Source organism: Actinocorallia populi (assembly GCF_002995495.1).
In the GTDB taxonomy this organism is placed as follows: domain Bacteria; phylum Actinomycetota; class Actinomycetes; order Streptosporangiales; family Streptosporangiaceae; genus Actinocorallia; species Actinocorallia populi.
Window position 1 is genome coordinate 559,467 of record NZ_PVZV01000004.1, and the last position, 15,173, is coordinate 574,639.

A 15,173-nucleotide genomic window follows, 5' to 3' on the forward strand; every position below is an offset into this window, starting at 1 on the left:
TAACAAAGCAGTCAAATGCCCCCAGCTGCCTCCAGTGGTCTCTCCAGCGGCCGGGCGTTCACCCGCCCCAGCGGTTCGCCGTTCGGCCGGGGCCTGGGCGGGCTCGGATCCGGCCCGGTCAGCTTGCCGATGTCGATCCCGCCGGGCCCCGGCACGCGGCAGTCCGGTACCTGCGAATGCCCGAAGTACCCGCCGCGTGCCCAGAAGCGGCGTTCTCCGAGCGTCTGGTACGCCGCGGGGACGGCCGGAGGGGGTCCGGCGGGCCAGCGCCGCGCGACACCCCAGGCGTCCAGCCAGTCCAGCACCATGTCGAGATCGCGTAGCGGCCCCAGGGTGAAGGGGAGGCGCGCGAAGCCCACCACCATGATCTGCAGGCAGGCCCGCCCCTCCCGGCCGGCCTCCCCCGCGATCAGGCGGGCGGCCCGGGTGGCGGGCACCTGCTGCACGACTTCTCCGCGCAGCGGGTTCCAGACGAGATGGGCGGGCGTCCCGCCGTGCTCCAGCGTCTGGGCCACCGACCGCGCGGAGACCGTCTGCGGGTCGTTCTCGCTGGTACTCCAGACGACGCGCGGCGCGCCGCCCTTGAGCCTCCCTCCGTCGTCGCTGCTCGGCAGACGTCCTGCCCCTGGAAGCCAGGCTTCGGCCACGAACACGAACCCCCAATCGGGCGGTGGTTTCCGCCCTGGATTGGCCAAGTCCTACCGTACTAACCCACTTACTGGGGGTTAGTCCAGTCAGGCACTACCCGAGTTGAAAGTTCCTTACACGGCAAGAAAAGGCCGCTTGTGGAGGGGGCGGGTGGCGCGAAAGAACCGAGTCGCGTTCTAATTGTCTGCCATGAGCCTCGAACCCGTACCCGGCCTGGACTTCCCCCAGCTGTCGCGCTGGCTGGAGCAGGCGCTTCCCGACGCCGGGGAGCTGACCGGCGCGACGCTGATCGCCGGCGGCAGGTCCAACCTCACCTACCGCCTGGACCTGTCAGGGCGGTCGGTGGCCCTGCGCCGCCAGCCGCTGGGCCACGTGCTGCCCACCGCGCACGACATGGCCCGCGAATACCGGGTGCTCAGCGCGCTGGCCGGAGCCGGCGGGGTGCCGGTGCCCGGACCGCTGGCCCTGTGCACCGACAAGGAGGTGCTCGGCGCCGACTTCTACCTCATGGAATGGGTGGACGGGCGCATCCTACGCACGGTCGAGGACGCCGCGGACGTCGCACCGCAGCAGGCGGGCGAGCTCTCCCAGCGGCTCGCCGAGACGCTCGCCGCCATCCACACCCTGGACGTGAAGGCCGCAGGTCTGGGCGACTTCGGCCGTCCCGAGGGCTACATGGCCCGCCAGCTCAAGCGCTGGGGCCAGCAGTGGGAGCGCTCGCAGACCCGCGAACTGCCCGCCTACGACAAGCTGGTGGCCCGGCTCGCCGCGGGGCTCCCGGCGCACTCGCCCGCCTCCCTGGTGCACGGCGACTTCCGGCTCGACAACGTGCTCGTGCGGCTGGAGCCGAAGCCGGAGATCGCCGCCGTCGTCGACTGGGAGATGTCCACCCTCGGCGACCCGCTGGCCGATCTCGGCCTCACCCTCGTCTACTGGGCGGAGGCCGGCGAGCCCGCGCTGCCCGTCGGCGCGACCGTCACCGCCGCGCCCGGCTTCGCGACCCGCGACCAGTTCGTCGAGGCGTACGCGAACATCACCGGCTTCGACGTCGGCGGCCTCGACTACTACGTGGCGTTCGGCTGCTTCAAGCTGGCGATCATCCTGGAGGGCATCCACGCCCGCTTCCTGCAGAACGCCACCGTCGGGGAGGGCTTCGACAAGATCGGCGACGCGGTCCCGGTCCTCATCGACCGGGCGCACGCGGTTCTGGGCTAGACGGGCTGCTCCCCGCCGTCCCCGTTCCCGGGCGGCTCCTGCCCGTCCGCGGGCGGGAGAGGCGGCTCCTCCTCGACCGGCGGGCAGTCCCAGGAGACCTGGACGCTGCCCGCCGGGGTGAAGGGGATGGAGAGCTCGCCCTCGAGGCACGGCTCGTCCCGGGCGACCCGGAAGAGCACCGCCCGGGTGCCGTTCTCGGCCAGGGTGCCCGCGCCGCCGCCGCTCACGTTGTCGTATCCGGAGGCCGACCACTTCACCGGGCCGCCCGCCGCCGTGATGGTGACCGTGCACGTCCGGGCCGGGTAGGCGACGACGCAGGTGGCGGAGGAGAAGACGAGCTTGCCCGGCTTGGGCGCCGTGGTGGGCTTGGTGGTGGACGGCGAGCCGCTCGGCCTGGGCTTCTTGGTCGGGGTCGTGGTGCCGGGGGCCGCCGAGGGGGTCGTGGGATCCTGCGACGGCGTCTTCGTGGGGGTGTCGGTCTTCGCGGGCCTCCTGGGACCGGTCTCCTCCGTCGGCTCCGCGCCGTCCGCTGGCTCCTCGGTGTACCCGGGCACGAGCCGGCTGGTGTCGGCGGCCTGCGGTTCCCCCAGCCCTTCGCCGGGACGCAGGAGGAACAGGCCTCCCATGAGCATTGCGACGGCCGCGGCGCCCGCCAGCGGCCACAACGCGGAGGGGACCTTCGACTTCTCCTCGTCCTTGCCGCCTCGCCCGGCCGCCGCCGACCGTCCCGCTCCGGCGCCGCCCGGCGCCCGGTGCCCCTGGCGGGCGCCGCCGCTCTCGCAGGGCCAGCCCTGGGCGTCGAACGGCAGGGCCCGCCGGGCGATCTGCGCCCGGTCCTGGTCCATGCCCGGGTCCAGCGCGCTGGCCAGCACCCGCTGCTCCAGGTTCGGCGGGGCCATCGCGACGGACATGACCGACAGCAGCCGGCCGAGCTGGATCCGGCGGTGCCCCACGCGGGACTCGACGGCGTCGGCGAGCTCGTCGCGGGACCCCTCGGCCAGCGCCGCGGCCTCCTGCAGGGAGATGCCCAGCACCCCGGCCAGCTCGGTGTCGGTCAGCCCGTGCCGGAGCGTCAGGTCGACCGCCTCGCGCTGGCGTCCGGTCAGCACGCTCAGCGTGTCGTGGGCCAGCAGCCGCGCCTCGTGGTACCTGCGGCGCTCCTCGACGGACTGGAAGCGGTCGGGCACCTCGGGCGCGGGACGCCGCTGGAGGGGACGGTCGGGGCCGTTGAGGATCCGGTGGCACTCCCGCCGCGCCAGCGCGTACAGCCAGCCGCGCAGCTGCGCGGGGGAGCGCAGCCGCTCGACGTGGGCCTGGGCGGCGAGCAGCGTGTCGTGCAGGACGCGCGAGGAGTAGGGCTCGTCCCGCAGCAGCGCGTGGCAGTAGTCGAAGAGCTGCGGGCCGTACCTGTCGTAGACCTGGGTGAGCGCGTCGGTGTGCCGCGCCCGCAGGGCCCGGACGAGCGCCTGGTCCTCGGGCGAGGCGGGGGGCATGGCGTCGGGCCGACCCGTCCAACCGGTCAACGCGGCCTCCAGCAGTAGGTAAGGGGATCTGCTTCAAAGGACGGCTCGCACTGTGCCACGGTTGACACCGATACGTCCATATACGAGAGGAGCGTGGCTTTTGCCACGCTCCCCGCGTTCCGTCCGCTCAGTGCCGGGTCAGCACTTGGTGCCCTCCTGGCCCGCGCACATCCGCCGCGAGAGAGCCTGCAGGAAGATCTGGGTGATCTCCTCGGGCTTCTTGGGAGTGTAGGCCTGGCCGCCGGTGAGGCCGGTGATCCTGTTCATGGTCGCCAGCTGCTTCGGGCCCGAGCCGATGCTGATCATGATGACCTGGATCGGCTTGCGCTTGTCGACCTCCTTCTCGAGGGTCGACAGCAGCTGCTTCAGGTTGATGCCGCCGTTGGGGTCGTCATTGCCCAGCCCGTCGGTGAACAGCACGATCGAGTTGATGCGTCCCGGCTGGTGCGTCTTCTTCATGTGCCGGTAGGCGGCCAGCACCGTGTCGTACAGGCCGGTGTTGCCGGTCGGGACCGCCTTGATGCCCAGCAGCGTCTGCTGGACGCGGCTCAGGTGGGTCGCCGAGCCGAAGCGCTTGTTGAGCTGCTCGACCGGCACGATCTCCTTCCAGTCCTGGTCGCCCACCAGCCGGTCGGAGAAGATCCAGGTGCCGATCTGGCTGTCCGGCGGGAACTGGGTGAGGCCCTTGGAGGCGATGGTGAGGATGGTCTCCATCCGGCTCGGCTGGCCGGGGGCGATCGGGTCGTCCATGGTGCCGGAGACGTCGATGACCGAGAGCATCCGGATCGCCAGCGACAGCTTCGACCAGTCCTGGGTGATCTTGTAGATCTCCTCGGGGGTGCTCAGCGGCAGCACCTTGACCCGCTGGGTGCTCAGCCCCATGTCCTGGGTGAAGGTGTCCGGGGCCTTGCGGTCCGGGCTGCGGAAGCCGAGCGCCTGGTAGTTCGCGACGGCCTCGGGGGAGCTCAGCGCGTCCGCCAGTTCCTGGGCCGCCTGCACCTTGCCCGGGTCCTGGGAGGTGATGGTCACCGGGTAGTCCAGGCTCACCATGCCCTCGGTGGGGTAGATGGCGACGGCCTTCTCCTTGGGGTTGCCGCTGTTGTGCGTGTACACCGAGCGCTCGGGCGCGAGGAGCAGCGGGAAGCGGCCGCGGGCGTCCTTGCGGAAGTTCTCGTAGAGCGAGTCCACCGTGGGGACGGTGTGGTTGCGGATCGTCTGCGCGATGCCGGTGAAGATGGTGGCGGCGTACTTGTCGCTGCGCAGCAGGGTGCGCAGCATCGAGACCGACGACATCCCGGTGCCGGTGTTGACCGGGTCGGGCACCCGCATGTCCAGCAGCTTGGGGTTGATGGTCTGGTTCTTGGTGGCCGCGCCGCCCTCCATGCCGCCGGCCGCCCGCAGCAGGTTGTCCCAGGAGGGGTTCTCGGAGAAGCCCTCCTTCTGCAGGTACGCGGCGAGCGTCTGCGGGACCGCGACGACCACCGGGGTGGAGGCGATCGAGACCTTGGTGGGGGTGACGGCCTTCTCGTCGGCGGCCTGCACCAGGCCGGACCACAGCGACGAGTCCGGGATCCACACGTCGGGCTTGCTGGTCTGGCCGCCCGAGACGCCCTCACCGGTCAGCACGGTCCGCACGGCGCTGGGGTCGGTGCCGGTGATCTTCGCCTCGTAGCAGACGCCGCCGATCTCCGTGCCGGCGTCGTTGAACGCCTTGGCGGACTTCTCGACGGCGGCGGAGATGTCCTTGGCCACCGCGACGTTCAGCGTGGTCGGGGCGCCCGAGCAGCCGCCGCTCTTCTGGGTGAAGGCGTAGATGGCGACGCCCAGCAGCAGCGCGAGTCCGACCGCACCGGCCAGCGGGCCGATGAGCGCGCCCTTCTTGCGCTTCTTGCGGGTGCCGTAGCTGCCGGAGTTGAACGCGTAGTCGCCGCTGGAGTAGGCGCCGCCGGCCTCGCCGGCCCCGCTGCGGCCGGGCGAGGACTCGCCGGGGCCGGTGGGGAACGGGCGGTCGTAGGAGGATCCGAACTGGCTGTTGGCCGAGGAGGACCCGGACGGCGGCACGGGCGCCGACAGGTAGGGCTCGGAGGCCGAGGGGTTCTGCGCCGCGGGGTTCTGCGAGTAGGAGGGACCGCCCGGGTCGGAGGCACCGGAGAACCCGCCCGATCCGAACGACGAACCGGAGGCGCGGGGGGCGAACCACTCCGGTTGCCCGCCGGAATCCGATACGGTCCGGTCCGCGGGGTTCCCGGCCGAGGAGCCTCCGGCCGCCCGGGGGCGGAACCAGTCGCTGCTGTCGGCGGACGGGTACTCCGAGGAGGAGCCGTATCCACCCTCGCCCGGAAGGTCGCCGGGGGGACGAGTCATGGTGCTCTCCGGGTTCTGTCATGGGGCCGTGCCTGGTCCTGGGGACACCGGGCGTTGGTCGGAGGCACTTTAGCCTTATCACGCAGGTGTTACAAAGGCGCCGAAACAGCGAATCTGCCTGCGGAACGCTACATGTCCTGATTTAATTGGATTACTTGTCGGTAACAAGTGGTGCGGAGCCTTCGCCTTGACCGCCTGCATGGCAAGGAGTGCGCGCCCCGTAAGTGATCCCTTGCCCTGCGGTGACAACTTGCCGCGGCTGCCGTTCGTTGGGGTTGTCGTGGGCAGTGAAGCCGTAACCGAAAAGTTGTCTGATGAATCAGGGGAAACGGGCAGGTCAGCGGGGGCGAAGATCGCCGGGAGCGGTCGCGGAGGGCTCCGGAGCTGGACGGCCTGGTCCCTCGCCGCGCTCTGGACGGGCTGGGCCGCGGGACGCGCCCTCGGCCTCGACGGGCTGACCCCGTTCGAGGGCATCGCGGTGCCGCTCGTCTCCCTCACCCCGTACCTGGCGGCGGCCGCGCCGCTGCCCGTCGTGGCGGCGCTCCTGCTCCGCCGCCCGCGCGCCGCGCTGGTCGCGGGACTGGCCGCCCTCGCGCTGGGGGTGTCCCTCCTGCCCCGCGCCACCGCCGACGCCACCGTCGAGGCGGACGGGCCGAAACTGCGGGTGCTCACCTCCAACGTCTTCTTCGGGCGGGCGTCCATGGCGGAACTCGTCCGGATCGTGGAACGCGAACGCGTGGACGTGCTGAGCCTGCAGGAGTTCACCCCCGACGCCGAAAGCGGCCTCGACGAGCAGGGGCTGCGGGCACTGCTCCCCCACAAGGCGGCCGACCCGAGATGGGGCGCGGGCGGTTCCGCGCTCTACTCCCGGTACCCCCTCACCGCCCTGCCCGCCCTGCCCGGAACGGTCATGGCCCACCCCCGCGCCGCGCTGGAGGTGGACGGGCGGCGGATCGAGGTGACGGCCGTCCACCCGCTGCCGCCCATCAGAGGCGAGGGACTCGCCGACTGGAAGCACTCGCTGGCCACCCTGCCCCCCGCCGGCTCCGGCACGCTCCGGATCCTCGCGGGCGACTTCAACGCCACCTTCGACCACGCCCGCTTCCGCGACCTCCTGGACCGCGGCTACTCCGACGCCGCCGACCGGCGCGGCGAGGGCCTCACCACCACCTGGGGCTTCTCCGACTTCCCGCGCCTGACGCTCGACCACATCCTGGTACCGCGTACGGTGGCGGTGCGGTCCTACGACGTGCTGCGGCTGTCCGGCAGCGACCACCGCCCCGTCCTGGCCGAACTCCAACTCCCCTGACCGCGTCGATCCAGGGCGCCCCCGGCCGCCCGTTCCCCGCTTCGCCGCGGTCGCCCGACCCTGGGACAATCAGCGCCATGGCCGAACTCATCCACGTCTCCGAAGCCTCCGACCCGCGCCTGGCCGACTACGTCCGGCTCACCGACGGGCAGCTCCGCAGGAGCCTGGAGGCCGCGGAAGGCCTGTTCATCGCCGAGGGCGCCAAGGTCATCCGCCGCGCCCTGGAGACCGGCCACCTCCCCCGCTCGATCCTCATGGCCGAACGCTGGCTCGATTCCCTGTCCGACGTCCTGCCCGGCCTCGACTGCCCCGTCTACCTCGTCTCCGACGCCACCGCCGAGGCCCTCACCGGCTTCGCCGTCCACCGCGGCGCCCTCGCCTCCCTGACCCGCCTCCCCCTCCCCGCCCTCCCCGAGGTCCTGGCGCCCGCCCGCCGCATCATCATCCTCGAGGACCTCGTCAACCACACGAACGTCGGCGCCATCTTCCGGTGCGCCGCGGCGCTCGACGTCGACGCGGTGATCCTGGCGCCCCGCTGCGCCGACCCGCTGTACCGCCGGTCGGTCAAGGTCTCGATGGGCGCGGTGTTCGCGGTCCCCTACGCCCGGATGGGCGACTGGCACAAGGACCTCGCCCTGGTCCGGGACGCCGGCTTCCGCCTCCTGGCCCTCACCCCCGCCGACGACGCCCTCGACCTCGAGGACGCGGCCGCCTCCTCGGGCGAGAAGGTCGGCCTCCTGCTCGGCTCGGAAGGCGACGGCCTCTCCTCCCACTGGATCTCCGAAGCCGACGCCGCCGTCCGCATCCCCATGAGCCCCGGCGCCCTGTCCAAGGGCGTCGACAGCCTCAACGTCGTGGCCGCCGCCGCCATCGCCTGCTACGCACTCACCCGCTGACCACCCGGCACCGGTCCGCGAACGCCTCCGCAGGACGGTGTCGGCGGGGTTCCGAGGGTGGGGTCAGCGGGCGAATCCGCCTCGGCCGGTGCGGCGGTGGGCGCCGCGGAGGGAGCGGCGCTTCAGCTGGAGGGACAAGGTGGCGAAGAGGGCGAGGAGAACGCCGAGCCAGATGGCCTGGACACGGGCGAGGGTTTCGGTGTTCGCGGTGTCGGGGTTGTTCGCCGCGACCGTTTGGGGGGCGGTCAGCGGCTGGGCGGTGGGGGAGGCGTCCGCCACGATCGGGGGAAGCTGCGGGTCGTCCGCGCTCTCCGGCACCGGGGCGCTGGAAAGAGGCGTCTGCGGGATGCCCGAGGGAAGCGTCGAGTAAGGGGTCGTCGCGGGAGGTGCGGACGACGGGGGAGACGCCGGGGCGGACGGCGCGGACGTGGCGCCGGGGCCGCTCGGCGAAGGGGTGGCCCCGTCCTTCTTCGCGACGGTCAGGAGGTGGACCACCGTCTTGGCGGGCGCGGTGCGGGCGGAGACGGCCGTCGTGACGCGCAGTGTGCCCGCCGCCTTCGCCGGTACGGACAGCTCGACGGGGATGAGCCGTCCCTGCGTCGTGACATCGCCCAGGTCGCAGGCATGCGCGGAGAGCTCGCAGTCGGGAGCGGCCCGGGTACCGCCGTCGGCGGTCACCTTCAGCCTCCCGGCCTCCGCCGCGGCCCCTGTCGCGTAGACGTGCGCGGTGACCTTCACCTTGTCACCCGGCCGCACATCCGGCTCGGGCACCATGAGAACGACATGAAGCTCGGCGGTCCCCGGGGGCCCCACCGGAGCCGCAGGCTCCGTGGGATCAGCGGTCGCCGTGGGGTCGGGGGCCGTCGTGGGGCTGGCGGTCGCTGTGGGGCCGGCAGTCGTGGTGGGCTCGGCGGTAGTGGTGGGCTTGGCGGTTGTGGTGGGGTCGGCGGATTCCGTGGGACTGCTGGACGTCGTAGGACCGGCGGATGTCGTGGGACCGGCGGGAGCGGTGGAACCGGCGGCCGCCGGGGCGGAGGGCACCGCAGGAGACGGGGGCCGGGCGGAGGACACCGAAGCCGCGGGGCTTGCAGCCGTCCTGGAAGCAGCCGGAGCGGTGAGGTGTGCAGCCGTTGTGGAGGACGCGGGTGACGCAGAGGGCGGCGAAGGCGTGTCCTTCGGGTCGCGGCCTTCCTCGCCTGTTCGGGCTTCGGGGGCGTTGACGGGAGGAGGGGCGGCTCGGGGCGGGGCGGGGTGCGCCGGGGGGTCCGCCGCGGCGGTGGCGGTGGCCATCAGGACCAGTGCCGCGGCCAGGGCCGTGCTCGTTCTCGTCGTGCCTGTCCTTCGCGAAAGGCGCACGCCGCCGTCCTCCGCATCCGTCTCGGAATCGATGAGCGCTCAGTGGCTTGTTCCCACGCTCATCCGTACCCGGAGCCGAGAGATGAAACAGTGTGAAGTTAGCGGCAATTCTCAAATGAACTCCTCGTGGAGTTCCTCCACTTCTGTCCGGGGCGCCCAGGTCTGCCAGACGCCGTGGTCGACGCGGTCGAGGCCGAGGCGCTCGGCGACCGGGCCGCGTCCGCCGGTGTACTCCACCCGCAGCCACGTCTCGTGCTCGCCGACCACGATGAACCGTTCGCCCCGCCAGCGGCAGACCGTCCGGACGTAACGCAGCTGCTCGATCTCCGAGGACGGCACGCTGCGGCGGTACCGGCCCGGCCGCGCCTCGGCGAAACCCTCGGCGGGCTGCGTGGTGTACAGGCGGACCTCGCCTCCCGGCGTCGGGCTCGCCTCGTACTCCGAGCCCTTCCAGATCGCTACGTAGCCGTCCCGGATCACTGCGGGACCTCCTTGGCCTGCTGGGCCGACGTCCAGCTCAGGACGTCGGCGTCGTAGACGGCGACCAGGGCGGCCGTCCGGTCCCTGCCGACGAGGTACAGCTCGGCGCCGGTGGGCAGCCGGGTGCTGTCGCTCTTGAACTCGCGGATGCTGCCGGCCGAGCCGGGCGCGAAGCCGTCGCCTTCGAACGGGCCGTGCTCGACCACCCAGCCGGCCTCGCCCCAGGCCTGCAGGTCCTCCTCGGTGCGCCCGCCGAACGGCACACGGTAGAGGTCCTCGCAGTGGGCGGGCCAGCGCAGGACGTACACGGACTCGTCGGCGGGGTCGAACGAGGAGCCCTCGTACAGCAGCCCGAGCGCCTCGTACAGCTGCACCGGCGTGGTCAGCTCCGCGCAGTCGGCCAGCGGGTGGACGAACCCGCCGACCCGGTCGTAACCCTGCTCCAGGTACCAGCCGACCTGGCCGTGCGGCAGCACCTTCTGCAGCACCGTCACCCCCGGTCCCTGCTCGCGCGGAGCGGGGACGGCGACGACGGGGTTCTCCGCCGAGGTCGCCTCGGGCCCGGCCTCCTCGGCCGGCGCCGCGTACGGCTGGACGGGCTCGCGCTGCTGGCCCTGCCGGACGGGCAGCCCGACGGACACCGCCCACTCGCTGAGCTCGCGCACCTGCCCGCCGGACAGGGACGCCCCGATCCGGGTGCCGGGGTTGAGGTGCAGCGTCCAGTCGGTGCGGCGCCAGTGCGCGATGAGCTCGGTGAAGTCCACGGCGACGTACCGGACGTCGCCCACGGTCTCCTGCAGGCGCAGGTGCGAGGTGAACACCCGGACGGACGCGCCGGGACCGGGCGGGCTCGCCGACAGCGCGGCCGACCAGTCGAAGTCGGGGTGCTCGGGCGAGAGGTCCTCGGGCGCGGTGACCGGGACCGGGACGAGCACCTCGGCGGCGAGCGTCACCCGCAGGAAGTCGTCGGAGTCCCCGGCGAGCACCGCCTCGTCCAGGTCCTGGTCGACCCGGTTGCCGGGTTCGAAGTGCGCCGGGCGCGTCCGCTGCGGCTCGGCGGGCGCCACGGCGGCGCGCAGCCGGTCGCCCGGCACGGTCAGGTCGATCGGGGTGCCCGGGTTGAGCGCCAGGGACCAGCCGTTCTCCGGCCAGCTCGCCGCAAGCTCCCGGAAGTCGGGCATGACGAACCGGCACTGGCCGACCGCCTCGTGCATCCAGCGCGGCGAGGTGAACGCCATGATGGACGGCTCGCCCTTGAGCGGCACCGGCTGCCACGGGAAGTCGGGCTCGCTCGGCTGGGCGCCCCACGGGGTGTCCGGGTCGGCGGGGATCATCACCTGGGCGGAGGCGAGCAGCCCGAAGAACGTCTCGGCGTCCCGGCGCTGCGCCGCCTCGTACAGCCGCTGCTCCAGCTCGTTCTGCGGGGCGAAGGCCTCGGGCCGCTCGGCCAGGAGCTGGTCCGTCCAGGACGACACCAGCGGCAGCTGCTGCCCGGTCAGCGTCGCCGACGCGGGCGTGCCCGGGTTGATGGCCAGCGTCCAGCCCAGGTCGGGCCAGTGCCGCGCCACGATCGGGAACGGCACCCGCACGTAGTCGACCTGCCCGATCGCGTCCACCAGCCGCTCGGGCGAGGTGAACGCCGGCACCGCCGGGGTCCCGTCGATCTCCCCCGGCTGCCACGGGAACCCCGCCCGGCTGGGACGCGCCGCCGTGTCCGTGCCCGGCGGCACCGGCAGCAACAACTCCGCCCCGATCAGCGCCTTGACCAGCGACTCCTCGTCGGCGGCCCGCACCAGTTCGGTCTCCACCGGATTGGCGGGCAAGAACCGCCCCCGGGCCGCCGGCTCCTCCACCCCGTCGCCCCCGGCTCCCCCGGCCACCTCGGACGCGCCGGCCGTCGCCGACGCTTCGGGCACGCCCGGCGCTTCAGGCGCTCGAGGCGCCTCCACCGTCCCGGGCATTCCGAGCGCATCGGTCGTTTCGGATGTATGGGGTGTCGTCGGCGCATCGGGCGTCCCAGGTGTACCAGGCGCCCCGGGTATGTCAGATGTGCCGGATGTACCGGGTGCTTCGAGCGCATCGGTGGTTTCGGGTGTGTGGGGCGTCGTCGGCATGTCGGGCGTCCCAGGTGTGCCGGTTGTGCCGAGCGCTTCGGATACACCGGGTGTACCGGGAATATAGGGCGCGCTGGGTGCTTCGTGTGCCCCGGATGTGCCAGGCGTGCTGGGTGCACCGGGTGTATGGGGAGCATCGGGTGTGCTGGATGTACCGGACGCGCCGGGTGCGTTGGGCGTGCCAGTCGCTTCGGGCGCGCCGGTTGTGCCGAGCGCCTCGGGTACACCGGACGTGCTGGGTACGCCAGGTGCTTCAGGTATACCGGGTGCGTTGGGTGCGCCAGTCATTTCGGGCGCGCCGGTTGTGCCGAGCGTCTCGGGTGCACCAGGTGCGCTGGGCATGTCAGGCGCGTTGGGTGCTTCGAGCGCCCCGGGTGTACCGGACATGCCGGATGTATCGGGTATGCCGTGTGCGCCGGGAGCTTCGGGCGTTCCTGGTGTCTCGGATGTTCCGGGTGTTTTGGTCGCGTCGGCTGTTCCGGGTACGTGGGGCGTTGCGGCCGCCCCGGGCGTCCCGGTTGCGCCGGATGCTGCGGGCGCACTGGTCGGTTCAGGTGCGTGGGGTGTCGTCGGCGCATCAGGTGCGCCGCTCGAGCCGGGTGCCCCGGGCATCCCAGGTGCGCCGAGCGCATCGGGTATGCCGGGCGCGCCATGTGTGCTGGTCGCGCCGGGCGTCCCGGGTGCGCTTGGCGCGTCAGGGGTGCCGTACGCGCCGGGCGCTTCGGGCGCGCCGGGCGCCGCCGGTGCTTCAGGCGCACCGGTTGCGCCGGGCGTTTCGGGTATCCCGCGTGCTTCGGATGTCCCGATCGCTCCAGGTACGTCGAGTGCGTCGGGCGTGCCGGTCGCTCTGGGCGCGGTGGGCGTCCTGTGGGCTTCGGACGCCCCGAGCACTTCAGGCGCGGGCGCTACGGGCGTGTGGGGCGTTCTCAAGGTTTCGGCGGGCGTGCTGGCCGAGTCGGGCATGCCGGGCGCCGCCGGCGTTTCGGGAGTGCCGGGTGTCCCGAGATCCTCGGACGCATGGGGCGCCTCGGGCGTTCTGGGGGCACCCGGCGTCCCGGGTGCTCCGGGTACATCCACTATCGGCGGGAATCCGTCGACCTGTGTCTGTGTCGGGTCCTCGACGGAACGGGCGTGCTCCGCCGCTCCGAAGACCCGGCCCTCCTCGCCCGGCGTCTTTTCTGGAACGCTCCGGTTCCGTTCGGCCTCCCGCTGCGCCAGCAGCGCGGCCAACGCGTCCGGCATACCGTCCCGGCCCGTCTCCTGCGCCACGGGCACGCCGGGCGCACGTTCGGTCCCGGTCCCTTCGGGACCACCGAGCCGCGCGGCATCTTCGACGGCCGGCCGTTCACCGAGCACCGCACCGGACACCTGCCCGGCGTCAGGCCCGCCGTCCGGAACGCTCTCGCGCGGTTCCTCCCGTCCGGGAGCCGCCTCGGGTCCGCCGGAAGCGGCACCCCTGTGCGAAGCGGACCGTTCGGCGGGCGCGCCGCCTGCGGATCCGGCGAGGCCGGGTGCTTCCCCGGGCGGAGTCCCCTGTCCGGGGACCACGTTCCCGAGCGTGTCGGTCCGTTCGGCGGGCATGCCGAGCGGACCTTCCGCCGAGGACACCGGCCCGGAGACGCCTGGTGCCCGAGTGTGCGGAACACCCTGTCCGGGACCCGGGGCGGGTACGGCATGTTCGCCGGGTGCTCCGGCCGTGTTCCCCGTCAGGGGCGAAGGACCGGTGGGGCGCGATGCTTCCGCGTGCGGAACGCCCTGCCCGGGACCTGCGCCGGGTACGCCCGGTGCGGCATGTTCGCCGGGCGCTCCGGTCGTGCCTTCCGGCAGGGGCGCAGGACCGGTGAGGCCGGGTGCTTCCGCGTGCGGAGCTCCCGGCCCGGCGGTCGCGTCAGGTGCGTGGGCTTCGGTGTTCCGGCCTGCGTCTGCGGACGGATTCTGACCGGCGGGTGCTGCGGCCGTGCCCTCCGGCAGGGGCGCAGAACCGGGAAGGCCGGGTGCTCCCGCCTGCGCGGCGGTCGGTGCGGGGCCGCCGGGTGTTCCTGCGGGCGGGGTGCTCTGGCCGGGGAGCGTGCCGGGCAGGCCTTCGGCGGCCATCGCAGGCCCGGAGGAGGCGTCGGCCGTCTTTCCGGCCGAAGGCGTCGGGTCGGCGGAGCCGGGTGCCTCCGCCTGCGGAGCGGCCGTGCCGGGTCCGTCGGCCGGGGCCGTCCGCGGTGAGGATGCGCCAGGACTCGGCGGCTCCGCGGCGTGGGGGAACGGCTGCTCGGTGGGCGCTCCGGGCGCGCCTGCGACTGGCGGTGTCGGCCCGGCCCCGGTGTTCGGCGCGTCCGGGTGCGGGGCGCTCTGCCCGGGTGCGGGCTGGGCCGTGCCGGGGAGGACGTCTCCGAGCGGGTCTCCGGACCCGGGAGCCGTGCCGGGCGCGCCTGCGGAAGGCGTCGGGGCGGATGCGTCGGTGCTCTGCGGCTTCTCCGCGTGGGGGCCTGCCGCTTCGGCGGGCATCCGGGGCACGGACGGAGGCGCCTGTCCGGCGTCGGCCGGAGAGGGCCGTCCGGGCGAGACGCCCGCGGTGAAGGCCTGTCCGAGAGGCGTGTCGGCCGGATGCCGCGGGCCCTCCGGCGGCAGCGGGGCGCCGTTGGGCGAGGAGGGCGAGGCGGGGCCGGAGAAATGGCGGAGGGCGGCGAGGACCTCGGCGGCCTGCTGGGAGGTGTCCTGCTGCGCGCCGCTCTCCTGAACGGCGGCCAGCGCGTTCTGGACGGCGGGGGAGTCGGGGGTGACGGGCCCGCCGAGGGCGGCCGGGGCCGCGGGGCGGGGGAGGCCCAGCAGGACGGGGCGGGGGTCTCCCTCGGTGATCTGGCGCAGGAACCAGGAGGGCAGCAGGGCCTGCGGGGGGAGGGTCGCGTCGACGGCCAGCCACCAGTGGGGGTGGGGCCAGGCCGCGGCCAGGTCGGTGAACCTCAGGCGCAGGTGATGCTGGAAGCGCGGGCCGAGATGGGCGCGCATCGCCTCTGGCGAGGTGTAGGCGAGCACATGGGTGCGGCCGTCGAACTCGTTGGTCGGCCAGATCGGTGGAAGGGCGTCGGCGAGCACCTGCTCGACGGTCTCCGGGTCGAGCGGGACGACAAGGTCGGCCCCCGCCAGGACGCGGAAGTACCCCTCGGGGTCAGCGGCGTCGATCGCACCGACCAGAAGGGTTTCCAGTTCGGTGGTGGGCTGCCATTCCTCGGCCACGTTAAGCCACTCCTTGGGCGTGCTGCGAACCCGTCTACCTTAA

9 protein-coding genes and 1 pseudogene are annotated in these 15,173 nt (G+C 73.1%); 3 read left to right on the top strand and 7 right to left on the bottom strand.

Annotated elements, in window-relative coordinates; genetic code table 11:
- Positions 1-11: 11 nt before the first annotated feature.
- Positions 12-647 carry a hypothetical protein gene (locus C2865_RS19370; protein WP_198653429.1) on the bottom strand — a complete coding sequence of 212 codons (636 nt, stop codon included), beginning with the start codon at positions 645-647 and terminating at the stop codon, positions 12-14.
- A gap of 190 nt (positions 648-837) precedes the next feature.
- Between C2865_RS19370 and C2865_RS19375 the strand changes: the two genes are divergently transcribed.
- Positions 838-1,863 carry a phosphotransferase family protein gene (locus C2865_RS19375; protein ID WP_106399880.1) on the top strand — a complete coding sequence of 342 codons (1,026 nt, stop codon included), beginning with the start codon at positions 838-840 and terminating at the stop codon, positions 1,861-1,863.
- Here the strand turns inward: C2865_RS19375 and C2865_RS19380 are convergent.
- Positions 1,860-3,386: an RNA polymerase sigma factor gene (locus C2865_RS19380; protein WP_157963806.1), complete on the bottom strand. Its 1,527-nt coding sequence runs from the start codon at positions 3,384-3,386 to the stop codon at positions 1,860-1,862. The genes C2865_RS19375 and C2865_RS19380 overlap by 4 nt on opposite strands.
- A 138-nt stretch (positions 3,387-3,524) precedes the next feature.
- Positions 3,525-5,750, bottom strand: a complete 2,226-nt coding sequence (locus tag C2865_RS19385) for a substrate-binding and VWA domain-containing protein (RefSeq protein ID WP_106399882.1) — start codon at positions 5,748-5,750, stop codon at positions 3,525-3,527.
- A gap of 307 nt (positions 5,751-6,057) precedes the next feature.
- Here C2865_RS19385 and C2865_RS19390 point away from each other — a divergent pair, with 307 nt between their 5' ends.
- Both C2865_RS19390 and C2865_RS19395 read left to right on the top strand, forming a co-directional pair.
- A complete protein-coding gene (locus C2865_RS19390) occupies positions 6,058-7,059 on the top strand; it encodes an endonuclease/exonuclease/phosphatase family protein (protein ID WP_157963807.1) in 1,002 nt (333 codons plus the stop codon).
- 77 nt (positions 7,060-7,136) lie between these two features.
- A complete protein-coding gene (locus tag C2865_RS19395; protein ID WP_106399884.1) occupies positions 7,137-7,955 on the top strand; it encodes a TrmH family RNA methyltransferase in 819 nt (272 codons plus the stop codon).
- 63 nt (positions 7,956-8,018) lie between these two features.
- Here C2865_RS19395 and C2865_RS19400 read toward each other — a convergent pair whose 3' ends face one another.
- From C2865_RS19400 to C2865_RS41835, 4 genes and pseudogenes are all read right to left on the bottom strand, one after another.
- Entirely contained in the window at positions 8,019-8,729 is a 711-nt protein-coding gene (locus tag C2865_RS19400) for a hypothetical protein (RefSeq protein ID WP_106399885.1), read from the bottom strand.
- A gap of 693 nt (positions 8,730-9,422) precedes the next feature.
- Positions 9,423-9,791, bottom strand: coding sequence for a hypothetical protein (locus tag C2865_RS19405; RefSeq protein WP_106399886.1), 369 nt, complete (start codon positions 9,789-9,791; stop codon positions 9,423-9,425).
- Entirely contained in the window at positions 9,788-11,707 is a 1,920-nt protein-coding gene (locus C2865_RS40835; RefSeq protein WP_232835700.1) for an SseB family protein, read from the bottom strand. The genes C2865_RS19405 and C2865_RS40835 overlap by 4 nt, the downstream gene beginning before the upstream one ends.
- 3,087 nt (positions 11,708-14,794) lie before the next feature.
- Positions 14,795-15,130, bottom strand: a pseudogene (locus C2865_RS41835) (SseB family protein); the annotation flags it as partial.
- Positions 15,131-15,173: the final 43 nt, after the last annotated feature.